This window comes from Amycolatopsis sp. NPDC104819 (assembly GCF_055583145.1).
The window spans coordinates 592032-618028 of record NZ_JBVJON010000007.1; the positions used below are offsets into that span (position 1 = coordinate 592032).

General features: G+C 70.1%; 23 protein-coding genes, 2 tRNA genes, 1 other RNA gene and 1 pseudogene. 9 read left to right on the forward strand and 18 right to left on the reverse strand.

The features are described from left to right. Nucleotides 1-17: 17 nt before the first annotated feature. Genes hutI through hutH form a run of 5 tightly spaced genes read right to left on the reverse strand, consistent with a single transcriptional unit; the run spans nucleotide 18 to nucleotide 6817 of the window. Nucleotides 18-1163: an imidazolonepropionase gene (gene hutI / locus ACZ63E_RS25185; RefSeq protein ID WP_465338551.1), complete on the reverse strand. Its 1146-nt coding sequence runs from the start codon at nucleotides 1161-1163 to the stop codon at nucleotides 18-20. After that, nucleotides 1151-2440: a formimidoylglutamate deiminase gene (locus ACZ63E_RS25190; protein WP_465338552.1), complete on the reverse strand. Its 1290-nt coding sequence runs from the start codon at nucleotides 2438-2440 to the stop codon at nucleotides 1151-1153. Before ACZ63E_RS25190 ends, hutI begins: the two co-directional genes overlap by 13 nt. Next, entirely contained in the window at nucleotides 2437-3633 is a 1197-nt protein-coding gene (locus tag ACZ63E_RS25195) for an allantoate amidohydrolase (protein ID WP_465338553.1), read from the reverse strand. The genes ACZ63E_RS25190 and ACZ63E_RS25195 overlap by 4 nt, the downstream gene beginning before the upstream one ends. Further along, on the reverse strand, nucleotides 3630-5291 hold the full coding sequence (gene hutU, locus ACZ63E_RS25200; protein ID WP_465338554.1) for a urocanate hydratase: 1662 nt from the start codon (nucleotides 5289-5291) through the stop codon (nucleotides 3630-3632). Before hutU ends, ACZ63E_RS25195 begins: the two co-directional genes overlap by 4 nt. Further along, complete coding sequence (hutH, locus tag ACZ63E_RS25205; protein WP_465338555.1) at nucleotides 5291-6817, reverse strand: histidine ammonia-lyase; 1527 nt, start codon at nucleotides 6815-6817, stop codon at nucleotides 5291-5293. Before hutH ends, hutU begins: the two co-directional genes overlap by 1 nt. 84 nt (nucleotides 6818-6901) lie before the next feature. Here hutH and ACZ63E_RS25210 point away from each other — a divergent pair, with 84 nt between their 5' ends. Both ACZ63E_RS25210 and ACZ63E_RS25215 read left to right on the forward strand, forming a co-directional pair. Continuing rightward, nucleotides 6902-7684: an IclR family transcriptional regulator gene (locus ACZ63E_RS25210; protein ID WP_465338556.1), complete on the forward strand. Its 783-nt coding sequence runs from the start codon at nucleotides 6902-6904 to the stop codon at nucleotides 7682-7684. A 77-nt stretch (nucleotides 7685-7761) separates the two neighbouring features. Further along, on the forward strand, nucleotides 7762-9003 hold the full coding sequence (locus ACZ63E_RS25215; protein WP_465338557.1) for a GGDEF domain-containing protein: 1242 nt from the start codon (nucleotides 7762-7764) through the stop codon (nucleotides 9001-9003). A 10-nt stretch (nucleotides 9004-9013) separates the two neighbouring features. Here ACZ63E_RS25215 and ACZ63E_RS25220 read toward each other — a convergent pair whose 3' ends face one another. Beyond that, on the reverse strand, nucleotides 9014-9226 hold the full coding sequence (locus ACZ63E_RS25220; protein ID WP_465311718.1) for a hypothetical protein: 213 nt from the start codon (nucleotides 9224-9226) through the stop codon (nucleotides 9014-9016). 328 nt (nucleotides 9227-9554) lie between these two features. After that, nucleotides 9555-9923: a transfer-messenger RNA gene (gene ssrA / locus ACZ63E_RS25225) on the reverse strand. Nucleotides 9924-10082: 159 nt separating this feature from the next. On the opposite strand from ssrA, the gene ACZ63E_RS25230 reads away from it, so the two are divergent. The 5 genes and pseudogenes from ACZ63E_RS25230 to ACZ63E_RS25250 form a co-directional block, all read left to right on the forward strand. Next, entirely contained in the window at nucleotides 10083-10757 is a 675-nt protein-coding gene (locus ACZ63E_RS25230; RefSeq protein ID WP_465338558.1) for a sensor domain-containing protein, read from the forward strand. Then, a complete protein-coding gene (locus ACZ63E_RS25235; protein WP_465338559.1) occupies nucleotides 10754-11884 on the forward strand; it encodes a sensor histidine kinase in 1131 nt (376 codons plus the stop codon). Before ACZ63E_RS25230 ends, ACZ63E_RS25235 begins: the two co-directional genes overlap by 4 nt. Before the next feature lie 39 nt (nucleotides 11885-11923). Next, nucleotides 11924-12565: a response regulator transcription factor gene (locus ACZ63E_RS25240; protein WP_465338560.1), complete on the forward strand. Its 642-nt coding sequence runs from the start codon at nucleotides 11924-11926 to the stop codon at nucleotides 12563-12565. Between the two features lie 119 nt (nucleotides 12566-12684). After that, nucleotides 12685-12909 (forward strand): hypothetical protein, encoded by a 225-nt coding sequence (locus ACZ63E_RS25245; RefSeq protein ID WP_465311722.1) that lies wholly within the window; start codon nucleotides 12685-12687, stop codon nucleotides 12907-12909. A 94-nt stretch (nucleotides 12910-13003) separates the two neighbouring features. Then, nucleotides 13004-13399: pseudogene (locus ACZ63E_RS25250) on the forward strand (acyltransferase family protein); the annotation flags it as partial. Nucleotides 13400-13512: 113 nt separating this feature from the next. On the opposite strand, the gene ACZ63E_RS25255 reads toward ACZ63E_RS25250, so the two are convergent. The 8 genes from ACZ63E_RS25255 to ACZ63E_RS25290 form a co-directional block, all read right to left on the reverse strand. Then, nucleotides 13513-14412, reverse strand: a complete 900-nt coding sequence (locus ACZ63E_RS25255) for an amidohydrolase family protein (protein WP_465338561.1) — start codon at nucleotides 14410-14412, stop codon at nucleotides 13513-13515. Continuing rightward, on the reverse strand, nucleotides 14409-14891 hold the full coding sequence (gene smpB, locus ACZ63E_RS25260; protein WP_043776590.1) for an SsrA-binding protein SmpB: 483 nt from the start codon (nucleotides 14889-14891) through the stop codon (nucleotides 14409-14411). The genes ACZ63E_RS25255 and smpB overlap by 4 nt, the downstream gene beginning before the upstream one ends. Nucleotides 14892-14937: 46 nt before the next feature. Next, nucleotides 14938-15831 carry a permease-like cell division protein FtsX gene (gene ftsX, locus ACZ63E_RS25265; RefSeq protein ID WP_465311725.1) on the reverse strand — a complete coding sequence of 298 codons (894 nt, stop codon included), beginning with the start codon at nucleotides 15829-15831 and terminating at the stop codon, nucleotides 14938-14940. A 46-nt stretch (nucleotides 15832-15877) separates the two neighbouring features. After that, entirely contained in the window at nucleotides 15878-16567 is a 690-nt protein-coding gene (ftsE, locus tag ACZ63E_RS25270; RefSeq protein ID WP_155544587.1) for a cell division ATP-binding protein FtsE, read from the reverse strand. 111 nt (nucleotides 16568-16678) lie between these two features. Then, nucleotides 16679-17782, reverse strand: a complete 1104-nt coding sequence (prfB, locus tag ACZ63E_RS25275) for a peptide chain release factor 2 (protein ID WP_465311726.1) — start codon at nucleotides 17780-17782, stop codon at nucleotides 16679-16681. Nucleotides 17783-17845: 63 nt separating this feature from the next. Beyond that, the gene (locus tag ACZ63E_RS25280) at nucleotides 17846-18346 is read right to left on the reverse strand and encodes a PadR family transcriptional regulator (protein WP_465311727.1); all 501 of its coding nucleotides are present in this window, start codon (nucleotides 18344-18346) and stop codon (nucleotides 17846-17848) included. 380 nt (nucleotides 18347-18726) lie between these two features. Next, nucleotides 18727-18803 (reverse strand) — tRNA-Met (locus tag ACZ63E_RS25285). Between the two features lie 77 nt (nucleotides 18804-18880). Continuing rightward, nucleotides 18881-19465 (reverse strand): TetR/AcrR family transcriptional regulator C-terminal domain-containing protein, encoded by a 585-nt coding sequence (locus ACZ63E_RS25290; RefSeq protein WP_465338562.1) that lies wholly within the window; start codon nucleotides 19463-19465, stop codon nucleotides 18881-18883. 94 nt (nucleotides 19466-19559) lie between these two features. Between ACZ63E_RS25290 and ACZ63E_RS25295 the strand changes: the two genes are divergently transcribed. Beyond that, entirely contained in the window at nucleotides 19560-20981 is a 1422-nt protein-coding gene (locus ACZ63E_RS25295) for an FAD-dependent monooxygenase (protein ID WP_465338563.1), read from the forward strand. A gap of 130 nt (nucleotides 20982-21111) precedes the next feature. Here ACZ63E_RS25295 and ACZ63E_RS25300 read toward each other — a convergent pair. Beyond that, nucleotides 21112-21185, reverse strand: a tRNA-Met gene (locus ACZ63E_RS25300). 67 nt (nucleotides 21186-21252) lie between these two features. Next, nucleotides 21253-24252 carry a UPF0182 family protein gene (locus ACZ63E_RS25305; protein ID WP_465338564.1) on the reverse strand — a complete coding sequence of 1000 codons (3000 nt, stop codon included), beginning with the start codon at nucleotides 24250-24252 and terminating at the stop codon, nucleotides 21253-21255. Nucleotides 24253-24402: 150 nt separating this feature from the next. On the opposite strand from ACZ63E_RS25305, the gene ACZ63E_RS25310 reads away from it, so the two are divergent. Further along, a complete protein-coding gene (locus tag ACZ63E_RS25310; protein ID WP_465311731.1) occupies nucleotides 24403-24945 on the forward strand; it encodes a PPA1309 family protein in 543 nt (180 codons plus the stop codon). Here ACZ63E_RS25310 and ACZ63E_RS25315 read toward each other — a convergent pair. After that, nucleotides 24942-25967, reverse strand: coding sequence for a YlbL family protein (locus ACZ63E_RS25315; RefSeq protein ID WP_465311762.1), 1026 nt, complete (start codon nucleotides 25965-25967; stop codon nucleotides 24942-24944). The genes ACZ63E_RS25310 and ACZ63E_RS25315 overlap by 4 nt on opposite strands. Nucleotides 25968-25997 lie beyond the last annotated feature (30 nt).

The window sequence follows — 25997 nt, forward strand, 5'->3', positions numbered from 1 at the left end:
CGTCCTCGCCTTCGCCATTAGCGCACGAGATCTCCCGCGCGCCACACCATTCTGGTGAGCGGCACGCCGGGGCGGTACGCCAGGTGCGTCACCGAAGGCGCGTCGAGCACGTGGACGTCCGCCCGCGCGCCCGGCCGCAGCACGCCGACGTCGTTGCGGCGCAACGCCTTCGCGCCGCCCGCCGTCGCCGCCCACACGGCCTCCTCGACCGTCATCCGCATCTGGAGCACCGCGGTCGTGACGCAGAAGGCCATCGACGTCGTGTACGAGCTGCCCGGGTTGGCGTTGCTGGCCAGCGCGACCGTCGCGCCCGCGTCGAGCAGCCGCCGCGCCGGGGCCAGGGACTGGCGGGTCGACAGGTCGCACGCGGGCAGCAGCGTCGCCACGGTGTCCGACCCGGCCAGGGCCTCGACGTCGGCGTCCGAAAGGTACGTGCAGTGGTCGACGCTCGCCGCGCCCAGCTCCACCGCGAGCCGGACACCAGGGCCTTCGCCGAGCTGGTTGCCGTGCACCCGCAGGCCGAGCCCGCGCTCCGCCGCGGCCTTGAGCACCCGCGCCGACTGGGCCGCGTCGAACGCGCCGGTCTCGCAGAACACGTCCGCCCAGCGCACGCTTTCCGCGACGGCGTCGAGCATCTCGCCGCAGACGAGGTCCACATAGGACTCGGCATCGGCGCCCGGCGGGACCAGATGCGCACCGAGGAACGTGACCTCGTCCGCCACCTCGCCCGCGATCCGGGCGCTCCGGGCCTCGTCCGCGACGGTGAGCCCGTAGCCCGTCTTCGTCTCCAGGCAGGTGGTCCCCTGCCGGGCCGCTTCGTCGACGTGGCGCCGGAGGTTGGCCGCCAGCTGCTCGTCGGACGCCTCGCGCGTCGCGCCGACTGTCGTCGCGATTCCGCCTGCGGCGTAAGGCTTTCCGGCCATCCGGGCTTCGAACTCGGCGGTGCGGTCGCCGGCGAAGACGAGGTGGGTGTGGCTGTCGACCCAGCCGGGCAGCACCGCACGGCCTTCGACGTCGATGTGCTCGTCGGCGTCCGGCGCGCTCGCCGTCGGCCCCACCCAGGCGACCCGGGTGCCGTCGAGCACCAGGGCCGCGTCGGTCAGCCGGCCCAGCTCCGGGTCGTTGGTCGTCAGCTCGCCGATTCCCGTGATCAGGACTGCCACAGTGCCTCGATCTCCTTAGCCAGCACGGTTTCCGGTCGTTCGATCAGCTGGTGTTCGCCGTCTCGCACGACCTCGCGGCCCGCGACGACGACGTGCCGGACGTCGGCCCCGGACGCGGCGTACACGATCCCGGACGGCTCGATCCCCGCGGTGCGGACCGAACCCAGCGACACCGTGACGAGGTCCGCGCCCGCGCCCGCCTCGAGCCGCCCCACCCCGGCCCAGCCGACGGCCGTGTGATCCGTCCCGGCCTCGAGCAGCTCCTCCGCGCTGAACCGGCCGCGTTCCTCGCTGGCCAGGCGGTCGTCCAGCTCCAGCGCGCGGGTCTCTTCGAAGGCGTCGACAACGGCGTTGCTGTCGCTGCCGACCCCGAGCCGCACGCCGGCGTCGAGCAGGGCGCGGGCCGGGCCGATGCCGTCACCGAGGTCGCGTTCGGTGGTCGGGCAGAAGCACGCGCGCGCCCGGGCCCCGCCCAGGTGAGTGATGTCCGACGGCGTCAGGTGCGTGGCGTGCACGGCGACCAGCCGGTCGGTCAGCACGCCGCGATCGTGAAGCAGCTCGGTCGGCGTACGGCCGTAGGCGGCCGCGCACTGCTCGTTCTCGGCCCGCTGCTCGGAAAGGTGGATGTGCACAACGCGCACACTGTCCACAAGCGACAGTTGGTCCGCCGGAACGGCCCGGACCGAGTGGATCGCCGCGCCGGCCCGGAACAGGTCGTCTTCCTTCAGCGCCGCGACCCGGGCGGCCCAGTTTTCCGCCGAACCGTCGGAGAACCGCCGCTGGACCTCGTCGGGCTCCACCCCGATGCCGCCCGCGAGGTAACACGTGTCGAGCAGGGTGAGCCGGATCCCGGCGTCCGCCGCGGCCTGCCGCAGCGCCTCCCCCATCGCGTTCGGGTCGGCGTACGGCTTCCCACCGGGCGCATGGTGCAGGTAGTGGAACTCCCCGACGCTCGTGTAGCCGCCCAGGACCATCTCGGCGTAGACGCCGCGCGCCAGCCGGTAGTAGCTGTCCGGATCAAGGCGCGACGCGAGCGAGTACATCCGCTCGCGCCACGTCCAGAACGTGCCGCGCTCGTGGTGCGTCCGGCCGCGCAGCGCCCGGTGGAACGCGTGCGAATGGCCGTTCGCGAACCCGGACAGGGTCAGTCCGTTCAGGACAGTACCGGTGCGCGGCGAGTCCGGCGTCACCGCCGTGATCTCCTGTCCCGACACCTCGATCCGCACCCCGGAAGCGATTCCGCCGGGCAGCCAGGCCTGTTCGCACCAGTAGGTCATCGCGCCAGCTCCTCCAGCGCCGTCGCCAGCGCCAACGCCCCTGCCTCGACATCCGCCGCCTCGGCGAACTCCTCCGGCGAGTGGCTGATGCCGGTCGGGTTGCGCACGTAGAGCATGCCCGCCGGGACGAACCCGGCGAGGATCGCCGCGTCGTGCCCGGCTCCCGTCGGCAGCTCCGGCACCCCGCCGAGCCAGCCGCCGAGGGCGTCGCGGAGGGAGTCGTCGAACACGACGTCACCGGAGTACGACTCCCGGGTCACCTCGACTCGGCAGCCCTCCTCCCGCGCCGCGTCCGACGCGGCCCGGCTGATCTCCGCGACCAGCGCCGGGGTGCCTTCACCGGGCACCCGCGCGTCGAGCCACAGGTCCACTGTGGACGCGATGACGTTCGTGCCGCCGGGTGTCGGGACCAGGCGGCCGACGGTCGCCCGCGCGTCCGGCACCTTCGCGGCCAGCCGGCGGACGGCGGTGACCGTCGCCGCGGCGGGCAGCATCGGGTCCACGCGGTCGGCCAGGAGCGTCGCCCCGGCGTGGTTTCCCTGACCGGAGAAGGAGAACCGCCACCGGCCGTGGGCGATCACGGTGCTGCCGACGGCCACGGGCGCGCCGAGGTCGATCAGCCCGCGTCCCTGCTCGACGTGCAGTTCGAGGAACTGCCCGATCCGGTCGAGCCGCTCGGTGTCCGGCCCGATCCGCGCCGGGTCAATCCCGGCCTTCTTCGCCGCTTCGGCGAACGTCACGCCGTCGGCGTCCCGCAGGCCGCGTGCCTTGTCGGGGTCGATCGTCCCGGTGAGCAGCCGCGAGCCGAGGCACGGGACGCCGAAGCGGCCACCCTCCTCTTCGGCGAAGACCACCACGGCGAGCGGCCGGCGCGGCCGGAAGCCTTTTCCCTGCAAGGCTTCCACAGCGGCCAGCGCGCTGACGACGCCGAGCGGGCCGTCGAACGCGCCGCCGCCGGGCACCGAGTCGAGGTGGCTGCCGGTGACCACGGCGTTGCGGCCCGGCGGCCCCCACCAGGCCCAGATGTTGCCGTTGCGGTCGGTCTCGACGTCCAGCCCGAGGCCGAGCGCGCGGTCGACGAACCACTCGCGCAGGTCGTGCTCGGGTGCGTCGAAGGCGTGGCGGGAGTACCCACCGCGCTTCGGGTCGCGCCCGACGTCGTCGATCTCTCCCAGCAGCCCGGAGGCCGTCACGCGTCGTCCCGCATCGGGATACGCACACCGCGTTCGTCGGCGACCTCGGCCGCGCGGTCGTACCCGGCGTCGACGTGCCGGATGACACCCATGCCCGGGTCGTTCGTGAGCACCCGCTCGAGCTTCTGCGCGGCCAGCGGCGTCCCGTCGGCGACGCTGACCTGGCCGGCGTGGATCGAGCGGCCCATGCCGACCCCGCCGCCGTGGTGGATCGACACCCAGCTGGCGCCCGAGGAGGTGTTGACCAGCGCGTTGAGCAGCGGCCAGTCGGCGATCGCGTCGGAGCCGTCGGCCATGCCCTCGGTCTCGCGGTACGGCGAGGCGACGCTGCCGGAGTCGAGGTGGTCCCGGCCGATGACGACCGGCGCCTTGAGCTCGCCGCTGGCGACCATCTCGTTGAACCGCAGACCGGCCAGGTGCCGCTCGCCGTAACCCAGCCAGCAGATGCGGGCCGGAAGTCCTTGGAAGGCAACTCGTTCGCCGGCCAGCTTGATCCAACGGGCGAGGGATTCGTTCTCCGGGAACAGTTCCAGCATCGCGCGGTCGGTCGCCGCGATGTCCTCCGGGTCACCGGAGAGCGCGGCCCAGCGGAACGGGCCGTTGCCCTCGCAGAACAACGGGCGGATGTAGGCGGGCACGAATCCCGGGAAGTCGAACGCGCGCTCGCAGCCGCCGAGCTTCGCCTCGCCGCGCAGGGAGTTGCCGTAGTCGAAGACCTCGGCGCCCTTGTCGAGGAAGCCGAGCATCGCCTCGACGTGGTCGGCCATCGACTCGCGCGAGCGGTCGGTGAACTCGTCGGGCTTCTTGGCCGCGTAGTCGTGCCAGTCGCCGACGTCGACCCCCTTGGGCAGGTAGGAAAGCGGGTCGTGCGCGGACGTCTGGTCGGTGACGATGTCGACCTCGACCCCGCGGCGCAGCAGCTCGGGCAGCACCTCGGCCGCGTTGCCGACGACGCCGACGGACAGCGGACGCTTCTCCTGCTTCGCCTTGGTGACCCGGGCGATCGCGTCGTCGAGGTTGTCGGCGACCTCGTCGAGGTAGCGGTGCTCGACCCGGCGGTGCGCTCGCTGCGGGTCACACTCGACGACCAGCGCGACCCCGTCGTTCATGGTCACCGCGAGGGGCTGCGCGCCGCCCATGCCGCCGAGGCCGGCGGTGACGGTGAGCGTGCCGCGCAAGGTGCCGCCGAACTTCTTCTTTGCGACGGCGGCGAACGTCTCATAGGTGCCCTGGAGAATGCCCTGGGTGCCGATGTAGATCCACGAGCCGGCCGTCATCTGGCCGTACATCGTGAGGCCCTGCTGCTCGAGGCGGCGGAACTCGGGCCAGGTCGCCCAGTCGCCGACCAGGTTCGAGTTCGCGATGAGCACCCGCGGCGCCCACTCGTGCGTGCGGAACACACCGACCGGCTTGCCGGACTGGACGAGCAGCGTCTCGTCGACCTCCAGCGCGGTCAGCTCGCGCGTGATCGCGTCGAAGCTGGGCCAGTTGCGGGCGGCCTTGCCGGTGCCGCCGTAGACGACCAGGTCCTCGGGGCGCTCGGCGACCTCGGGGTCGAGGTTGTTGTGGAACATCCGCAGCGCGGCTTCGGTCTGCCACGACTTGGCGGTGAGCTGGGTGCCGCGGGCGGCACGGACTACGCGGGACTCGTGGTTCATCAGACCTCCAGACGGGCGGCGTCGAGGACGGCGCCGGAGCGGACGAGTTCTTCGGCGGCCGCGATCTCGGGCGCCAGGTGCCGGTCGGGGCCGGGGCCCGCGACCTGGGTGCGGAGCAGGTCCCGGACGCGTCCGGTGACCGGAGACGGCTCGAGCGGCGCGCGGAAGTCGAGCGCGCGGGCCGCCGTGAGCAGCTCGATGGCGAGGACCGTCGTCAGGCCGTCGACGGCCTTGCGCAGCTTGCGCGCGGCCGACCAGCCCATGGAGACGTGGTCCTCCTGCATCGCACTGCTCGGGATGGAGTCGACCGACGCGGGCACGGCGAGCCGCTTGAGCTCGCTGACGATCGCGGCCTGCGTGTACTGCGCGATCATGTGGCCGGAGTCGACACCGGGGTCGTGCGCGAGGAACGGCGGCAGGCCGTGCGAACGCGCCTTGTCGAGCATCCGGTCGGTGCGGCGCTCGGCGATGCTGGCGACGTCGGCGACCGGGATGGCCAGGAAGTCCAGCACATACGCGACGGGCGCGCCGTGGAAGTTGCCGTTGGACTCGACGCGGCCGTCGGCCAGGACCACGGGATTGTCCACAGCGGACATCAGCTCGCGCTCGCCGACGAGCTCGGCGTGCGCGAGGCTGTCCCGCGCGGCGCCGTGGACCTGCGGGGCGCAGCGCAGCGAGTAGGCGTCCTGGACGCGGTTGCAGTCCGGGCCGCGGTGGCTCTCGACGATCTTCGACCCCTGCAGCGCCGCCCACATCCGCGCGGCCGACGTCGCCTGGCCGGGGTGCGGGCGCAGCGCCTGCAGGTCGGCGGCGAACGCGCGGTCGGTGCCGAGCAGGGCTTCGACGCTCATCGCGGCGGTGAGGTCGGCGACGTCGAAGAGCCGGTGCAGGTCGGCGGCGGCGAGCAGGAGCATGCCGAGCATGCCGTCGGTGCCGTTGGTGAGGGCGAGGCCCTCCTTCTCGGCGAGGACGACCGGCTCGATGCCGGCTTCCTTCAGCGCGTCACCCGCGGGCTTGGTCACGCCGTTGTGGACGACTTCGCCTTCGCCCATCAGCGCGAGCGCGACGGCGGCGAGCGGGGCGAGGTCACCGGAGCAGCCGAGCGAGCCGTACTCGTGGACGATCGGGGTGATACCGGCGTTGAGCAGGGCCGCAAGCGTTTGCGCGGTGCCCGGCCGGACGCCGGTGTACCCACTGGCGAGGGTCCGCAGCCGCAGCAGCATGAGCCCGCGGACCACCTCGGTCTCGACGGCGGGCCCGGCCCCGGCGGCGTGCGAGCGGATCAGGCTGCGCTGCAGCGCGGTCCGGCTCTCGACGGGGATGTGTCGGGTGGCCAGCGCGCCGAAGCCGGTCGAGACGCCATAGGTGGGCGTGACGGCGTGGGCGAGGTTTTCGATGTGCTGGCGGGTCGCGGCGAGGTTCTTCTCGGCCGCGTCACCGAGCCCGACGGGCGCGTGGCCCCGGACGACGTCGACCACCTGGGCGGCGGTCAGGGGTTCCGAACCCAGGAGCACTTTTTCCGGCATGGGGTCATTGGACTACGTCCTTCCCGCTGGTGGGATGCCTCAACGGGTGGTTGTGTCTGGGATCCCAGACGTTAGGCTCGGGTGATGGGCGACAGCAGTGAGGTGCCGGCGCTGCGCCGCGGCCTGGCGGTGCTCCGCCTGCTGGCGACGCGCCCCGGCCCGGTCACGGCGGCGGCGATCGCGCGCGAGGCGGGTCTCCCCCGCTCGACGACGTACCACCTGCTCAGCGAGCTGGAGGCGGCCGGTTTTGTTGTCCACCTGCCCGCGGAACGCCGTTACGGCCTGGGCATCGCGGCCTTCGAGCTGGGCTCGGCCTACCTGCGCCACGACCCGCTCGAACGCCTGGCGGGCCCGCTGCTGCGCAAGCTGGTCGACCGCGCCGGCCACACGGCACACCTGGGTGTCCTGCACGGCAACGAGTCGCTGTACCTGATCAAGGAACGCCCGGTCCGTCCGGAAACGCTGGTCACCGAGGTGGGCGTCCGCCTGCCCGGCCAGCTCACGGCGTCCGGCCGGGCCATCCTGCGCCATCTGCCCGCCCCGCACGTCCGGGCCCTGTTCCCTTCGGCGTCGGCCTTCGTCCTCCGCACCGACCGCGGCCCCCGGACGCTGGCCGAGCTGCGCCGCACCCTGACGGCCGAGCGGAACCTGGGGTGGTCGGTGGAAGACGGCCACGTGACCGAGGGGTTCGCCTCGGTGGCGTGCGCGGTCTTCGACCACGGCGCTCGCCCGATGGCGGCCATCAGTGTGACGCTGCGCCACCACTGCACCACGGAACCCTGCGAAGAAACCTGGCCGGACCTGGCGGCGGAAGTGTCGGCGACAGCCGCCGACCTGACGACGAGAATCGGCGGCCACCCGGGCTGACGTGCTGCGGCGAACGGCCCAACTGGCGCCGGACGCCTCGATTCCGCTCCGCACGGTATCTACCGTTTCCAGGGGCGATGGACACCACGAGCACGCTCCGGCGCTGGGCACTGTGGGAGCAGGGCGCCCGCGTGGCCGGCTACTGCCTGGTGAGCGAGGCCGCGGCGGTGGTGCTGACGCTGCGGCCGTCCCCGGTGCCGGTCGACCGGCGGACGCTGGCCGCGCTCGGGACGCTGCTGGTCCTCGGGATGGTCCAGGCCGAGATCGGACGCCGGGTCGAGCGGAACCAGCGCCGGCTGTCGAAGGCGCCGCACATCAACATGACGTCGGTGTGGACGTTCGCCGGGGTGCTGCTGCTCCCGCCGGTGCTGCTCGCGGCCCTGGCCGCCGGGCTGTACCTGCACCTGGCGCTGCGCAGCTGGTACCGGCTGCTGCCGGTGTGGCGCACGATCAGCAACGCGGCGATCATCCTGCTCTCGTGCCACGCCGCCCAGGAGGTCCTCTACCTGACCGGCACCGCGGACATCCGCGCGGCGGTGACCCGCGGCTGGCCCGGAACGTTCGCGGTGGCGGCGTCCCTGGCGACGTTCTTCGTGGTCAACGCGCTGCTGGTGCTCCCCGCCCGCCGCGAGCCGGGCCGGACACCGGTGGCGTTGTTCGGCACGTGGTCGGACAACGGACTGGAGATGGCCACGCTGTGCCTGGGCGCCCTGACCGCGCTCGCGGTGGCGACGTTGCCGGGCCTGGTGGTCCTGGCGCTGCCCCAGGTGCTGCTCCTCCACCGGACGGTGCTGGTGAAGCAGTGGGAGACCGCCGCGCACCGCGACGACAAGACGGGTCTCCACAACGCGGGCGGCTGGCGCCGGCTGGCCGAACGAACCCTGCGCGACGCGAAACGCCACAACAGCACGTTCGGCCTGCTGATGCTGGACCTGGATCACTTCAAGAGGGTGAACGACACCCACGGCCACCTGGCGGGCGACGCGGTGTTGCGGGCGGTAGCCCGCACGATCACCTCGGCGGTCCGCAGCCGCGAAGACGCCGTCGGACGCTTCGGCGGCGAAGAATTCGTGGTCCTGCTCCCGGCGATCGACAACCCGGGCGTGAGCTCGATCGCCGAGCGAATCCGTGCAGCGATCAGCACCCTGACCGTCCCACTGGGACAGTCCTCGATCACGGGCCTGTCGGTCTCGATAGGCGTCGCCACCTACCCACGAACCGCCCCAAGCCTGCAACGCCTCCTGGACGCGGCAGACACCGCGCTCTACGAAGCGAAGTCAGCCGGCCGAAACAGAGTGGTCCAGGCCCCGGACGTCTGACCGCAAAAAATCAGGCCGAGGTCCGCTGCCGCCGCCCGACATCAAGTCCGAGCATCGCCAGCAACTCAGCGCACTCCCTCGAATCCGAGGAGTGGCCGGCCACGGTGATCAGCGCCCGGTCATTCTGCTCGGCGAGCCGTTCCGCCTCCTCAGCGCGTATGACACCCATACGGCTGTCTTCGTCATTGGCGGTAGAGCTGCCATTTTGCCGGGCCCAGGTCATCTGGCCACCTACTTCCGGCCCCAGCGGGTGCGGAGCCATGGTCGGGTCCCCAGCATGACACTCACACAATCTTCACCCACAAGTGGCCCCCACCACACAGTCGACGGACGGCCCCCTTCAAGCGGTAACCGGCATACCACCCCGGAAGGTCCCCCCTCACTCGCACGGCCCCGGGGGCAAGGGGCGGAGCCCCAAAAGAGGGTCCGGGGCGAAGCCCCGAGGGGTCCAGGGGGCGGAGCCCCTTGGCGGGGGCTTGGGGGTCCGACCCCCAAAAAAGCACCCGAGAACGAAGGAAAGGCCCAGCCCCGAAGGGGCGTGGGCCTTCCCGAAGTGGAGGTGCCGGGAATTGAACCCGGGTCCTCTGGCGTATCAACAGGACTTCTCCGTGCGCAGTCCGCTACGTCTCTGCTTGGCCCCCTCGGTCACGCGAACAAGCCGAGGTGACGAGCCCAGCCACTGTTTGCTTCACGACAGTTCCCCGTGGCCGGGACTGCCGCTGAGCCTCCTAGCTGATGCCGGTACCCGGGCCGGAGGCGAACCCGGGCCGACAGAGACGCACTCGCTCAGGCGGCGAGGGCGTACTCGCGCTGACTGGAGTCGGCGCTTATTTGGTTGCGATGACGCTTAACGGTGGTCTCTCGCCTGCACCGGCACGCTTCTCCTGAATCAACGTCCAAAGTCGAAACCGTTCACCCCCTTGGTGGGAACACAACCTGTCCATCATAACGCGTGCCGCCACTGCTTTGCTTCCCGCGGGTAGGGCTAGCCCTACCGGGAGGATGCCCGCGCGCACCATGTCGGGCGGGCCCTCGAACCGCGAGGCTGGGAGCCATCGTGGGATGAAGGGAGCCTGGTCATGGGTGACGAGAGGCGGGATCCGCCGTTCGGCGGTTCGGTGGTGTTCCTGCTGATGAACCTGCCGCTGGGGGTGGCGGCGTTCGCGTTGCTGACGTCGTTGACGGCGGCCGGGCTGGGGACCGCGGTGGTGTGGGTGGGTGTGGGCCTGCTCGCGCTGCTCGTGCTGGCGGTGCGGGGGGCCGCCCGGCTGGAGCGGGCGCGGGTCTACGCGCTGCTGGACCGGTACATCGACCTGCCGTACCTGCCCTTGCCGGCGCGGGGGCAGAAGCTGCGGTGGAAGGGGCGGCTGAAGGACCTGTCGACGTGGCGGGACCTGGCCTACTTCTTCGTCCTGTTCCCGCTGGGGATCGTCGAGTTCGTGCTGGTCACGGCGTTCTGGTCGACGAGCCTGGCGCTGGCGGGGCTGCCGATCTACTTCCGGTGGCTGCCGGACGGCGCGTACTACTTCCCGTCGTACGACCTGCGGTGGCTGAGCGTGGATTCGACGGTGGAAGCGCTACCGTGGGCAGCGCTGGGGGTGCTGTTCATCGCGTTGTCCGTGGCGCTGACGAAGGCGCTGGCGGGGTTGCACGCCCGGCTGGCGAACGCGCTGCTGGGGCCGACCGTGGCGCAGCGCCGTCGGATGGAGCGCTGGTGGGAAGAAGCGGAAGAGAAGAACCTGGTGGCGGGATGACCGAGGCGCAACCGGTGGAGCACCCGCGGCCGAACCCGGCCCGCACGATCGTCTACATGATCGTGAGCTTCGTCTTCCGGATCCTGCAGTTCGTGCTGATCGTGACGGGGATCGCGGTCGGGGTGGGCACGGTCGTGGTGTGGGTCGGGTTCCCGATCCTGCTCGCGACGACGAGCTTCGTCCGCTGGTCGGGGGACCGCGAGCGGGGCTGGCTGGGGTCGATGCTGCAGGTGCCGCTGCCGCCGGTGGAGCGGCGCGCGGTCGAGGGGATGCCGCTGGTCCGCCGGTGGATGACGCGGCTGAGCGACCCGACGACGTGGCGTGACCTCGCGTACCTGATGGCGGCGTTCCCGCTGGCCTGCGTGGAGCTCGGGATCGCGCTGGCGTCGATCGTGCTGCTGCCGATGGCGATCTGGGTGACGCCGTGGCTGGGCTGGCTGCACGGCGAGATGGGTGTCGCGCTGCTGGGCCCGAACCGCACGAAGCGGCTGGAGCAGAAGGCCGAACGGCTGCAGGCGTCACGGGCGCGCGGCGTCGACGCGGCGGAGGCCGAACGCCGCCGCATCGAGCGTGACCTGCACGACGGCGCGCAGCAGCGGCTGGTCGCGGTCGCGATGAGCCTGGGCCGCGCGAAGTCGAAGTTCGACCACGACCCGCAGGGTGTGCGCGACCTGATCGACGAGGCGCACGCGGACGCGAAGCTCGCGGTGTCGGAGCTGCGCGACCTGGCGCGCGGCATCTACCCGGCGGTCCTCGGCGACCGCGGGCTCGACGCGGCGCTGTCGGCGCAGGCGGCGAAGTCGCCGATCCCGGTGGACGTGACGGTGACCGTGGACCCGCGCCCGCCGGCCGCGGTGGAGACGACGGCGTACTTCATCGTCGGCGAGACCCTGACGAACATCGCGAAGCACTCCGGAGCGTCCGAAGCGGCGGTGAAGGTGTGGCGGACCGACGACCACGTCGTCGTCGAGATCACCGACAACGGCCACGGCGGCGCCGAGGTGCGGCCCGGCGGCGGGCTGGCCGGCCTGGCCGACCGCGCCGCGACGATCGACGGTGTGATCACCGTGGTCAGCCCCGTCGGCGGGCCGACCGTGATCCGGGCTGACCTGCCCTGCCAATGGTGAATAAGCTGGCTCCCGTTCATCCACGAGCTTGGGGGCCGGATGCGGGTAGTCATCGCCGAAGACGCCGTCCTGCTGCGGGCGGGGGTCACGCGCCTGCTCGCCGACGAGGGCATCGAGACGGCCGCGGCCGTCGACAACGGGGACGACCTGCTCGGCGCGGTCAAGGAACATCGCCCTGACCTGGCGATCGTGGACGTCCGAATGCCCCCGACGTTCACCGACGAGGGTCTGCGCGCCGCACTGGCGGCCCGCAAGGAGATCCCGGGGCTCCCGGTGCTGGTGCTCTCCCAGTACGTCGAGGAGTCGTACGCGGTGGAGCTGCTGTCGGGCGGCGCCGGCGGAGTCGGCTACCTGCTGAAGGAGCGCGTGGCGGACGTCGCGGACTTCCTCGACGCGATCCGCCGCGTGGCGGCCGGCGGCACGGCGATCGACCCGGACGTCATCGCCCAGCTGATGGCCCGCGGCCGCCGCAACCCCCTCGACGCGCTGACCGCCCGCGAATCGGAGGTCCTCGGCCTGATGGCCCAGGGCCTGTCCAACACGGCGATCGCGAACTCCCTCGTGGTTTCGCACGGCGCGGTGGAGAAGCACATCGGCAACATCTTCTCGAAGCTCGGCCTGGAGGCGAGCGCGGAGGAGCACCGTCGCGTTCGTGCGGTCCTCACCTATCTCGGCCGCTGAGCGCACATACGGTGACCAAAAGTCCCGTAGGGTGGACGTAGGGTCACCCGTTCCGCGGGCGGCACCCCTCGCACCGCTCACCTACCATGGGCGGACCTGACGTCGAGAGGAGCGCGCAGATGTCCGACGAGATCCGCTGCGTCCGCTTCTTCGGCGGCCCGCTCGACGGCCGGGTCCAGGAGCTCGGGGACGCCGAGCCGGTGCCCGGCACCGTCATCAAGCACATCCACCTGCACACCGGCCCGAAGATCGAGACGCGGTACGAGCTCGGCCTCACCGAGCACGGCTGGGAGTACCGCGTCGCCGCGAGCCGGCACGAACCCGAGCCGGACAACCGGCGGTAGGGAGAACCCCCGGGTCCACCGGGGGCTGACAGGACCTCGAAGACGCCGGTCAGCACCGCTGTTTCCCCAGGTCGAAGCGACCAAGCTCAACGGCATGCAAACGAGCCGGGACCGCTTCCTCGACGTCGTTCGGGCGGGGGCCATCCTCGCCGTCATCGCCCAGCACTGGGTCATGCCGGTGCTGTCCTACTCCGACGGCCACCTCGCCACCGGGAACGCCCTCGCGACGCCGGGGTGGTGGGTCGTCACCTGGCTGAGCCAAGTGATGCCCTTGGTCTTCTTCGCCGGCGGCGCCGCCAACCTGATTTCGCTGAGCCGCGCCGGCTCGCCCCGGAAGTGGCTCGCCGCGCGCATCCGGCGGCTGATGGTCCCGGTGCTGCCGCTGATGGCGGTCTGGCTGGTCATGCCGGACTTCCTGCGCGGCCTGGGCGTCCCGCCCCAGCCGTTGCAGGTCGCCAGCGCGATCGCCGCGCAGCTGCTGTGGTTCCTCCTGGCCGGCAAGCAGATCCCGGTGACCGACCTGCTCGGCCGCGCGGTCGTGGTGAGCGAGCGCGCCGCCGTCAAGCGCTGAGCCGGTCGTGAGTGGTAATTCGGGTTAGAACCCTAATTACCACTCACGAGGCGCAGCGGGGTGTCGTGCAGGACGGCCCGCAGGAACGGCTCCCCCAGGCGATCGTCGGCGGCCCAGCCGGCGATCGCCTGCAGCTGCGTGGCGTAGGAGTACGGGATGTTCGGGAAGTCCGTGCCGAGCACCACGCGGTCGGCGTACGCGGCCAGCCGCGCCGTCCAGTCCGGTGGCAGCGGCGACATCTTCAGCGCGAACGGCACCCCGACCATCGTGGTGTCCAGGTGCACCCGCGGGTACTTCTCGAGCAGCTCGAAAGCGGCGCCGAACTCCGGCATCGCCGCGTGCGCGAGCACCGCCGTCAGGTCCGGGTACCGCGCGAGGACCTCTTCGAAGACCGCCAACCCGGTGAAGTCGCCCCGCAACGGACCGTGTCCACAGTGGACGACGACGGGCACGCCCGCGTCGGCCAGCGCGCCCCACACCGGTTTCAGCAGCTCGTCACGCGGGTCGTACGCGCCCACCTGCACGTGCGCCTTGAACACCCGGGCGCCGGCCCGCAGCGCACCGTCCACAGCGGACCCGGCGCCTTCCTCCGGGTAGAACGTGCCGGTCGGCACCGCGTCCGGGACCCGCGCGGCGAACTCCAGCGCCCAGTCCGTCAGCCACTCGGCCATCCCCGGCTTGTGCGGGTAGACCAGCGGCGCGAACCGCGTCACCCCGAGCGAGCGCAGGGTCGCCAGACGCTCCTCTTCGGACGTCCGGTAGTGCACCGGCCAGTCGGTGCCGTAGTGCGTCGAGGCCTGGTCGAAGTACGCCCAGACCTTGTCCATCACCGGCTTCGGCAGGAAATGGACGTGCAGGTCGACCAGGCCCGGCAGGCCCAGCGACGCCGTCCAGCGCGCGACGTCGGCGTCGGAAGCCGGGCCCGCCGTCACTCCGTGAACCGGCCCTTCAGCGCGCGGCCCATGGCCTTCCTGATGTCCCGCTCCGCGTCGCGCTTGGCGAGCGTCTGCCGCTTGTCGTAGGCCTTCTTGCCCTGCGCCAGCGCGATCTCGACCTTGACCTTGCCGTCCTTGAAGTACATCGACAGCGGCACCAGGGAGAGCCCGCTCTCCTTGGTCTTGCCGATGAGCTTCTCGATCTCGCGCCGGTGCAGCAGCAGCTTCCGGGTGCGCCGCGGCATGTGGTTGGTCCACGTGCCCTGCGTGTACTCCGGGATGTGCACGTTGCGCAGCCACACTTCGCCGTCGTCGACGGTCGCGAACGCGTCCGCCAGGGACGCCTTGCCCTCGCGCAGGCTCTTCACCTCGGTGCCGACGAGCACGAGACCGCACTCGTAGGTGTCGAGAATGGAGTAATCGTGCCGCGCCTTGCGGTTCGACACGATCACCTTCTGGCCACGTTCCTTGGGCATACGACCACTCTACGTGATTCTCGAAGCGACGAGCAGCTGGTTAAACCTAGTGCCGGACGTACAGCCGCAGCGTGACGTAACCGGTGATGGCGGAGATCACCACGGAGACGCCCAGCAGGATCGGCGCGACCGGGAACAGCAGCTCCAGCATGGTGATCTTCGGGAAGACGTCACCGGTGAACACCGAGTCGAGGAAGCTCGCCTTGGTCAGCACCAGCATGATGATCCCGAGGACCGCGCCGACCACGCCGGCGACCACCGCCTCCAGGAGGAACGGCAGCTGCGTGTACCACCGCGTCGCGCCGACGAGCCGCATGATGCCGACCTCGGTGCGCCGCGTGAACGCCGACACCTGGATCGTGTTGGCGATCAGCAGCAGCGCCGCGATGGCCATGATGAGCGCGGCGCCGAACGCCATGTTGCGGACACCGTTGAAGGCGTTGAAGACGCGGTCGAGGAACTTCTTCTGGTCGTCGACCTTCCGCACACCCGGCTTGGTCGAGTACTCCTGCACGATCGACTCGCTGCGGTCCGGGTCCTTCAGCTTCACGTGCAGTGACGCGGGCAGCGACTCCGGTCCGGTCAGCTGGACCAGTTCGGGCTGGCTTTCGAAGATCTTCTTGAAGCGCTCGAAAGCCTGGTCGCGGTTCTCGAACACGACGGACTCGACACCGTCGTTGCCCTGCAGGTCCGAGCGCAGCGACTGGCAGAGCGCCTGGGTGCAGTTCTTGTCCGTCGAGCTGATGTCGTCGGTGAGGTAGACCGAAACCTCGACGTCGGCGAGGAAGTTGGACTTCATCTTGTCGATCGTTCGCACGGCCAGGAGGCCGCCGCCGAGCATGGCGAGCGACACGGCCGTGGTCAGCATCATCGCGATGGTCATCGTGATGTTGCGGCGCAGGCCGGTGATGACCTCGCTGAAGACGAAACTGGCGCGCATGTCGGGGACTGGTCCTTGGGGTCGGGGGCTGGGCGGAGGTGGGCGGTCAGCGACCGATGCCGTAGACGCCGCGGGCGTCGTCGCGGATCACCCGGCCGAGCTGCAGCTCGACCACGCGGCGCCGCATGGAGTCCACGATGCCGTGGTCGTGGGTCGCCATCAGGACGGTGGTGCCGGTGCGGTTGATCCGCTCCAGCAGCAACATGATGTCCTGGCTGGTGTCGGGGTCCAGGTTCCCGGTCGGCTCATCGGCGAGCAGCACCAGCGGCCGGTTCACGAACGCGCGCGCGATCGCGACGCGCTGCTGCTCACCACCGGAGAGCTCGTTGGGGAGCCGGTCGGCCTTGCCGTCGAGGCCGACGAGCTCCAGCACCTCGGGCACGACCTTCTTGATGGTCGGGCCGGGCTTGCCGATGACCTCGAGGGCGAACGCCACGTTCTCGGCGACGGTCTTGTTGGCCAGCAGGCGGAAGTCCTGGAAGACGCAGCCGATGGTCTGCCGCAGGCGGGGGACCCGGCGGCGGGCCAGCTTGGCGACGTCGAAGTTGGACACCATCACGCGGCCCTTGCTCGGCGTCTCTTCGCGCAGCAGCAGCCGGAGGAAGGTCGACTTCCCCGATCCCGAGGGACCGATGAGGAAGACGAACTCACCCTTTTCGATGTCGACGGACACCCGCTCGAGCGCGGGCCGCGTCGAGGTCTTGTAGACCTTGGAAACCTCTTCGAGCCGGATCACGATTCGGCATACTACCCACCGGTCTCGTGAAGCCCCGGTTGCCCGGGCCACCCGGGTGGAGCAAGGGGCGTTTGCGCACGGTGAGCGGTCGCGCGAACACCCCTCGCGCCGTTAAACGGCCGCCGACTGCTTCCGCCAGCGGATGCCGGCGTCGAGGAAACCGTCGATCTCGCCGTCGAGCACCGCCGACGGGTTGCCGACCTCGAAGTCGGTCCGGAGGTCCTTGACCATCTGGTACGGGTGCAGGACGTAGGAGCGCATCTGGTTGCCCCAGCTGGAGCCGCCGTCCTTGAGCGCGTCCATCTCGGCGCGCTCCTCTTCCTTCTTGCGCAGCATCAGCCGGGCCTGGAGGACCTTCAGCGCGGCGGCCTTGTTCTGCAGCTGCGACTTCTCGTTCTGGCAGGAGACGACGATGCCGGTCGGCAGGTGCGTGATGCGCACCGCGGAGTCGGTCGTGTTGACGCTCTGTCCACCCGGGCCGGACGAGCGGTAGACGTCGACGCGGATGTCCTTCTCCGCGATGTCGACGTGGTCGACCTCTTCGACCTCCGGCAGCACCTCGACGTGCGCGAACGACGTCTGGCGGCGGCTCTGGTTGTCGAACGGCGAGATCCGGACGAGCCGGTGGGTGCCCTGTTCGACCGAGAGGGTGCCGTAGACGTAGGGGGCGGTGACCTTGAACGTCGCCGACTTGATGCCCGCCTCTTCGGCGTAGGAGATGTCGTAGACGTCGGTCGGGTAGCCGTGGCGCTCGGCCCAGCGCAGGTACATGCGCAGGAGCATCTCGGCGAAGTCGGCCGCGTCGACACCGCCGGCCTCGGAACGGATCGTGACGACGGCGTTGCGGTCGTCGTACTCCCCGGAGAGCAGGGTGCGGACCTCGAGGCCGTCGACGGCCTTGCCGAGGTCGGCGAGCTCGGTCTCGGCCTCGCCCATGCTGCCGGCGTCACCCTCGGCCTCGGCGAGTTCGTACAGCACGCCGAGGTCGTCGAGCCGCTGGCGCAGGTCGCTGACCCGCCGCAGCTCGCCCTGCCGGTGGGACAGCTGGCTGGTGACCTTCTGGGCCGCCTCCGGGTCGTCCCACAGGGTCGGGCTCGAAGCCTGCTGCTCCAAGTCGGCCACCTGGGCACGCAGCGCATCCAGGTCCATCACCGACTCGATCTGCGTCAGCTTGCCGGTCAGGTCCTTCAGTGCCGCGTCGAACTCATCACTCACGTTTGTCAAGGTTACGGCAAAACCCACGACCGGTTGCGAGGACCGGTCGTGGGAGTGCGAACCTCAGGCCGCGGGGATGGCGTCGAGCAGCTTCAGCGCGGCCTTCGCCTGCGCCTGGGCGAACTCGGCGACAGCCTTCTCGTACGGCCCGTCGGCGGCCTTGGTGGCCGTCTTCGCGTCGTCGAGCTGCTGGCTGTAGCTCGTCCGCGCCGACTCGAGCAGCGTCTGACGCTGCTTCGCAGTCAGCGACCCCGCGTGCACGAGCCGCAGGATGAGCGGGCTGCGGAGGTGGTCGGGGCCGGCCTCGGAGGTCAGCCAGGCCTTGAAGGCCTTCTTCCCGGCCGCGGTGATCAGGTACTGCTGGCTGGAGCGCGGGCCCTGCTTGCCGAGCCGGACGAGGCCTTCCTTGGACAGCGCCGGGAGCTCCCGGTACACCTGGCTGCGGGTGACGCTGAAGAAGGCACCGAACCGCTCACCGGCCCCCGCGACGAGCTGCCCGCCGGTGGCGGGACCGTCGTGGAGCAGACCGAGCAGGGCGGCGGCTGTTGCATTCAATTCGGACACGTCCCCTAGATTCCCACTTATCGGCCGCTGTGTCCACAGTGGTCAGCGGATCTGTCCATTGTGGCTAGTGAGATCCCCTCGTTCGGCCCAATGCGAGCAGGTCCACAGTGGACCGCGGACACGCTGTGCAACCACCGGGGCCACGCATTGGTCCGACCAGCCGCATGCGAACGGCTCCGGCAACCACCAGGCAGGTGAGTTCGCCGGGCGGCCCTCCCCGGCTTGGCCGACTCCGGACACGCACCGCAACCGCACCGGCCCGGGGTCCACATCGTGGAATCTGCGGTCATTCGACAGTTTCGCGGGAAAGTCGGCAGCAAAACTCGTGCGAACATGACAAAAGAGGCACGTTCCCGGATTTCCGAGAACGTGCCTCTTCGTGGTAGCGGGGACAGGATTTGAACCTGCGACCTCTGGGTTATGAGCCCAGCGAGCTACCGAGCTGCTCCACCCCGCGCCGTTGTGGTACTCGAATAGATTACATGGGGTGGCAACGCGGTTTACACGGGGGTCTCATAGTGCCCTGACCAGGCATTACCCCACTTCGAGCCACTGACGCGCTCCACTGAGGACCATCACCAGGCCGTCCTCGAACCGCGACCCGACGTCGGCGAGGAGATCACCGGCCGCCTCCGTGCGGTAGCGCTCGTCCAGCCGCCCGGGCACCGGGTAGACGGCCTGCTCTTCGATCGTGAAGCCGACGACGTAGCTGTACACGGTGAACAGGGCCTGGGCCGCCCGGCGCGCGTCGAGGCCGGCGTCGATGCTCCGCCGCAGCGGGCTCTCCTCGACCAGGCCTGTGTCGCCCAGGAAGGTCCCGGCGAAGACCTTCCCGCCGTCCCGGTAGGCCAGCATCATCGCGCGCAGCGCCCGCGCGCGGTACGCGACGGCCTCCCACTCCCCCAGTGCATCCGGCGGCCGCCGGTCCTCGAAGGAGTCGGCGTACATCTGCGTCGCCATTTCGTCGAGCAGCTCCTGCTTGTTCTTCAGGTGCCAGTACAGCGCCGGCGCCTTGACCCCGAGATCGGCGGCGATCAGCCGCAGCGTGAGGCCGTTGAGGCCGGCCTCGTTGAGCAGCTTCAGCCCCGAACGCGCGATGTCCTGCCTGGTCAGGGCCATGTTCCCGGATCTCCTCGTGGTGCTCGCTTGACAGTTTAACGATGTTAAGGGCATCCTCGGGACAGGTCAATTTAACGTTGTTAAGGAGCTGGGGATGGACAACCTGAACGCCGGAGTGGTCGTCGCGGGGGCGGGGCCGACCGGGCTGATGCTGGCGAACGAGCTGGCGCTGGCCGGGGTGGACGTCGTGGTCCTGGAGCGGCTGCCCGGCCGCACCGGGCTGTCCAAGGCGTTGAACCTGCAGCCGCGGACGGCGGAGATGCTGGATCTGCGCGGTCTGCTCGGCCGGGCGGAGGAGCGCTCGTTCGCGACTGTCGCGGACGGACACTTCTCGGTGATCCCGGTGAGCTACGCCGGCTGGGACACGCGGCACCCGTACCAGGTGGGCATCCCGCAGGCGCAGGTCGAAGCGGCGCTGGAGGAGCGCCTGGCCGAGCAGGGGGTGAAGGTGCTGCGCGGCCACGAACTGACCGGCTTCGAGCAGGACGCCACCGGGGTGACGGTCACGGCGGGCGACGTCCGGATCCGAGCGGCGTATCTGGTGGGCTGCGACGGCGGCCGCAGCACGGTCCGCAAGGCCCTGAACCTGCCGTTCGAAGGAATCGACGGCCGAGGCCACGGCGTCTCGGCCGACGTCCTCTTCCACCAAACACCACCAGGCGCGCCGACGGAGTGGCGCTCGATGGGCAACATCGTGACGTCCCTGAGCCCCGGCAAGTTCATCGGCCTGATCCCCCTGGCCGAACCAAACCTCTACCGCCTGAGCTACGGCGACCGCCTGAACCGCCCAGCCAACCTCCGAGCCCCAGTCCCCGAAGAAGAAGTCCACGCAGCAATCGCAGAACGCTTCGGCCCAGAAGCAAAGATCAAGGAGATCCGCTGGATCTCCCGCTTCTCGGACGACAGCCGCCTGGCGGCAAAGTACCGAGTGGGCCGAGTCCTCCTGGCAGGCGACGCGGCCCACACCCACTTCCCAGCCGGAGGCCAGGGCCTGAACCTGGGCATCCAGGACGCAATGAACCTGGGCTGGAAACTGTCAGCAGAGCTAAACGGCCACGCCCCACCAAAACTGCTGGACACGTACGAAACGGAGCGCCGCGCAGTCGCATCAGACGTACTCCAGAACGTAGCGGCCCAAAACGCCCTGATCCCCCTGACCCCAGACCAACTGGCCCTACGAGCCCTGTTCCGAGACCTGACAACGCTCCCCGAGGTCCAGCACAAGCTGTCAGGCATGGTCTCCGGCCTCAACATCCACTACAAGAGCAGCGAAAACCACCCAGCAGCAGGCGCCCGCCTCCCAGACTTCAAACTGAGCAAGGGATTCGCAAGCACCTTGTTCCACAGTGGAAAGTTCGTCCTACTGACAAAAACGCAAGAACAATCCCCACACCCAGAGGTAGTAGTAGCCGAGGTACCAACCCTCCCCTGGCCCGATTTAACAAGAGTCCTGGTCCGCCCAGACGGCTACGTGGCAAACACAACAGGATCCACAAAAAGCTGGCTCACCACCTGACGCAACCACCCACCGGGGGGTCCAGGGGCGGCGAAGCCCCCCTGGCGGGGGTCCGGGGGTTCGACCCCCGGGACAAATGCGAAGGAGGGGCGGCGGACGCATTCCGTCCGCACACCCCTCCCAACCTCTGTAGCGGGGACAGGATTTGAACCTGCGACCTCTGGGTTATGAGCCCAGCGAGCTACCGAGCTGCTCCACCCCGCGTCGTGACACCTACCTTACGCCCTGGTTTCGCGGGGGTGCAAAGCAGGTGCCATGAGCGTTGCCGAGGTCACCTTCCCGGCTGGCTGCTGGGTGGGTTGCTGGTCGTGGCCGATTGGGACTTGGCCGTCTGGTACTCCTGGACGGCTGCTTGCAGCGCGGTGAGCGCCGCACCCTGGTCGGTGAAGTTGCCCGACTGCTGCGCCGCCTTGAGCTTGGCGAGGGCCGCGTCGAGGTCCGTCACCGCCTTGTCGAGCGCCGTGTTGCCACCGCCGGTGTTGGGCGGCGGGGTGGTGGTCGGCGTGGTCGTGGGTGTGGTGGTGGGCGGTGTGGTCGTCGGCTGCCCGGCTTGGGGCGGTGTGGTCGTGGCTTCGCCGGTGCCGGCGCCGAAGACCTGGTCGAGGGCTTCCTGGAGGGTGGCGCCGTAGCCGACCTTGGGTCCGTAGGAGACGAGGACGCGGGCCAGCTGCGGGTAGCTGTTCTGGTTGCGCTGCCGGATGTAGACGGGTTCGACGTAGAGGAACCCGTCGGCGACCGGCAGCGTGATCAGGTTGCCGTAGATGGGGATGACGTTGGGGTTGTTGAACAACGTCCGGTCCTGCGCGACGCGTGGATCACTTTGGAACCGGTTCTGGACTTGGACCGGGCCGTCGACCTGGGTGGCCCCGGTCGCCGCGCTGGGTAGCTGGAGGACGCGGATCTTGCCGTAGTCGGCCGGGTCCGAGGACACCGACATCCAGGACGCGAGGTACTGGCGCTGGAGACCGGTGAGGGAGCTCGTCAGCTGGAACGTCGGTTTGCTCTGGCCCGGGGTGTCCGCGAGGACGTAGTAACCGGGCTGGTTGGCGGCGCCGGCGGCGGCCGGGTTGGCGCCGCCCTCGGCGGTCGGGTCCTGCGGGACGCTCCAGAACGCCTGCTGGGAGTAGAACTCCTGCGGGTTGCTGACGTGGTAGCGCGACAGCAGCTCACGCTGGATCTTGAAGAGGTCCTCGGGGTAGCGGAAGTGCGCCCGCAGGTCCGGGGAGATCTCGGAGCTGGGCTTCACGAGCCCGGGGAAGACCTTCTCCCAGGCGTTGAGGACCGGTTCCTTGTCGTCGATCGAGTACAGGTTCACCGTGCCGTCGAAGGCGTCGACGGTGGCCTTGACCGAGTTCCGGATGTAGTTGATGGAGCTGTTGGCCTGCCGGGCGACACCGTTGAGGGAGTCGTTCGTGGCCGCGTTGAGCTGCGTCTGCTGCGAGTACGGGAAGTTGTTGATCGTCGTGTAGCCGTCGATGATCCACTGGATCTTGCCGTCGACGACCGCGGGGTACGGGTCGCCGTCGAGGGTCAGCCACGGCGCGATCTTGCTGACGCGGTCGCGCGGGTCGCGGTTGTACATGATCTTCGAGTTGTCGCCGATGGCGTCGGAGAACAGGATGTTGCGTTCGCCGTACTCCGCGGCGAAGGCCAGGCGGTTGAACCAGTTGTCGACCGAGACGCCGCCGCTGCCGTTGTAGTTGTAGCGGTCGGTGGCGGTGTCGTACTCGCCGGGCGCGCCCTGGCCGCCGACGATGGCGTAGTCGGAGTCCGCGGCGGACAGCTCGCCGTAGTAGATGCGGGGCTGCTTGACCTCGATGCCGGGGGCGCCGCCGGTGGAGCCGGCGCCGGTCGGGTTCTGCGTGTCGCTGGTCGTCGCGATCGGGTAGCCGCCGTCGGAGTTGGCGTCCTTGACCGCGCGGTCGATCGTGTTCGCGGGCGCGGCCACGAAGCCGTTGCCGTGTGTGTAGACGAGGTGCTTGTTGATCCAGCTGGTCTGGTTGCCGGTGAGGCCCTCGGTCTTGATCTCCTTGGCCGCGACGATGTAGTCCTGCGTCACGCCGTTGACCGTGTAGCGGTCGATGTCCAGCTTGGCCGGGAAGCCGTAGAAGTTCTCACGGCCGACGCGCTGGGTGAAGGTGTCGGAGAGGATGTTCGGGTCGAGCAGCCGGATGTTCGACATCGTCCCGGTGTCGGCCTTGATCTGGGCCGGCGTCGCGTCGGTCTTGCCGGTGTACGGCTGGTACTGGACGTCGGTGAGGCCGAACGCCTTGCGCGTGGCGTCCATGTTGCGCTGGATGGACGTCGCTTCCTTCTCGTTCGCGTTGGGCTTGACCGAGAACTGGTCGAGGATGGCCGGCCACGCGACGCCGACCAGGATGCTCGACAGGATCAGCAGCACCAGCGCGATCGCCGGCAGCTGCAGGTTGCGCAGGAAGGCGCCGGCGAAGAACGCGATCGCGCAGATCACCGAGATGCACAACAGGATCAGCTTCGCGGGCAGGACCGCGTTCAGGTCGGTGTAGGTGGCGCCGACGAACAGCGGCATGTTCCGGTCGGACAGCAGCAGGTTGTACCGGTCGAAGAAGTACTCCGCGGCCTTCAGCAGCACGAAGATGCCGACGGTGATCGCGAGCTGCGCGCGGGTCGGGCCGGCGAGCTGACCGCCCTTGCCGGCCAGCCGGATGCCGCCGAAGACGTAGTGCGAGATCAGCGCGCCGAAGAAGGAGATGACGACCGTGATGAACAGCCAGCCCAGCAGCCAGTTGTAGAACGGCAGGCTGAAGGCGTAGAAGCCGACGTCGTTGCCGAACTCGGGATCGGTCTGGCCGAACGTGGTGCCGTTGAGGAACAGCTGCACGACCTGCCAGTCACCCTGCGCGGACAACCCGGCGATCAGGCCGGTCAGCACCGGGATGCCGATGCCGAAGAGGCGGATCCGGGCGACGATCGCGGACCGGTAGCGGGCCAGCGGGTCGTCGGCGCCGGAGATCGGCACGAACACCGGGCGGGTCCGGTAGGCGATCATCAGGCTGACCGCGAGCGCGCCGCCGACGAGCAACCCGACGGCGAAGAAGAGGATGATCCGCGTCACCACCTGGGTGGTGAACACCGAACGCGCCCCGACCTCCCCGAACCACAACCAGTCGACGTACGTGTCGAGCAAGCGGGCTCCGAGCAGGAGCGCCAGCACGATCACCGCGGCGATGATGAGGAGGATCCGGCTCCGCCGGGACAGCTTCGGCAGGCTCACCGGGGGCCGAGTCGCCACGGCACACGCTCCTGTCTTAGTTCAACACTCGAGCAGGGGCGCGTGCGCCCCCTGATTCCCTAACTCTACGGATGCCGGGTGAAGTTCCCGGGACCCGCCCAAACCGGACTCGCGGCGGTGTCGCGGAGACCGGCCTGACACGATGTGCGCATGGAACCGCAGCAGGCCGGCGTGGCCGCTCTCGCCCGCGAAATCGAGGAGTTCATGGCCGCGGGCGGCTGGAACCAGCCCCCGCAGCTGTTCGCGCTGGTGCCGACGGCGGCGCTGCTGGACGAGCAGCCGGAGCTGGCCGGGCAGCTGGACCGCGCGAACCCGCTGACGCCGGTGGCGCAGGAAGCGCTGCCCGAAGGCGACCTCGCCGAGGCGCTGGGCCGGATCGCGTGGCCCGATCTGGTGATCGGGTGCGCGCTGGCCCAGGAGATCATCGTGCTCCCGCCGGGCGCGGAGTCGGAGCTGCCGGACGTCGCCGAGGCGGACGCGGACAGCCTGCGCCGCGCGGCCGCGGACCACCCGCGGCGGACCGAGGCCCGGCTGGTGGCCGCGGTGCTGCGCGACGGCGAAGGCGGCTGCGTGATGCGGCTGCGCGGGATCGGCACCGCCGAGGGCACCGACGAAACCGTGGACGAGCTCGTGGAAAGCCCCGACCTGGCCCCGAACCTGCTCGAGGCGTTGAAGGCCACGCTGCTGCCCTAGCAGGACGCCGTCGGCCGGCCCGCCTTCAGGTTGCCCAGCTGGGCGAGCGCGTCGTCCAGTGTGGACACCTTGATCAGGTTCAGCCCGTCGGGCGCGGTCGTCTTGGCCTCGGCGCAGTTGTGCTCGGGCACCAGGAAGTCGGTGGCGCCGGCCTCGCGTGCGCCGACGACCTTGAACGAGATCCCGCCGATCGGGCCGACCTCGCCCGTTTCGCTGATCTCGCCGGTGCCGGCGATGTGACGGCCGCCCGCGATGTCCTCACCCTTGAGCCGGTCGATGATCGCCAGGGTGAACATCAGCCCGGCCGACGGGCCGCCGACGTCCTGCAGCGAGATGTTCACGGTGAAGGGCGCCTCGGCGCGGTCGGCCGCGGTGAGGCCGATGAAGCCTTCCTTGCGGTCCGGCCGCGAGGCGAGCGTGAGCGGGACGGTCCGCTCGGGCTGGCCCTCGGACTGGAAGGTGATCTGCACGGTCTGGCCGGGCAGGGTGCCGGCCAGCGCGGCGCGGACGTCCGCGGCTTCGACGATCTTCTTGCCGTTCACCGTGATCAGCTTGTCGCCGGGGGCGAGCACGTGGTCGGCCGGGCTGCCGGAGACGATCTGCTTCGCCAGCACCTTGATCGGGTAGCCGAGCTTGCGCAGGGCGGCGACCTGGGCGTTGGACTGCGAGTCCTGCAGCTGCTGGATGTTCTCCTGCTTGACCTGCTCGTTCGTCTCGCCCGGCTTGAAGTACTCCTCGCGCGGCGCGAGCGCGAAGCGGCCGCTGGCCCAGAAGCCGAGGCCCTGGAAGAGCGTGACGCCGTCGTGCAGGGAGACGGTCGTCATCCGCAGCTCGCCGGTGGTCGGGAAGGTCTGGTGACCGGCCACCTGGATGACCGGGCTGCCCGCGGCGTCGCGACCCAGCGTGTCGTAGGTCGGGCCCGGGCTGATCGCCACGAACGGCACCGGCACGACCGAGCCGAGCACCACGAAGATCAGGAACAGCGAGCCGCTGACCACGAGCGTCCAGCCGCGGCGGGTCATCCGCCGGGCCTCCCCGGCGGGCTCGGCGCC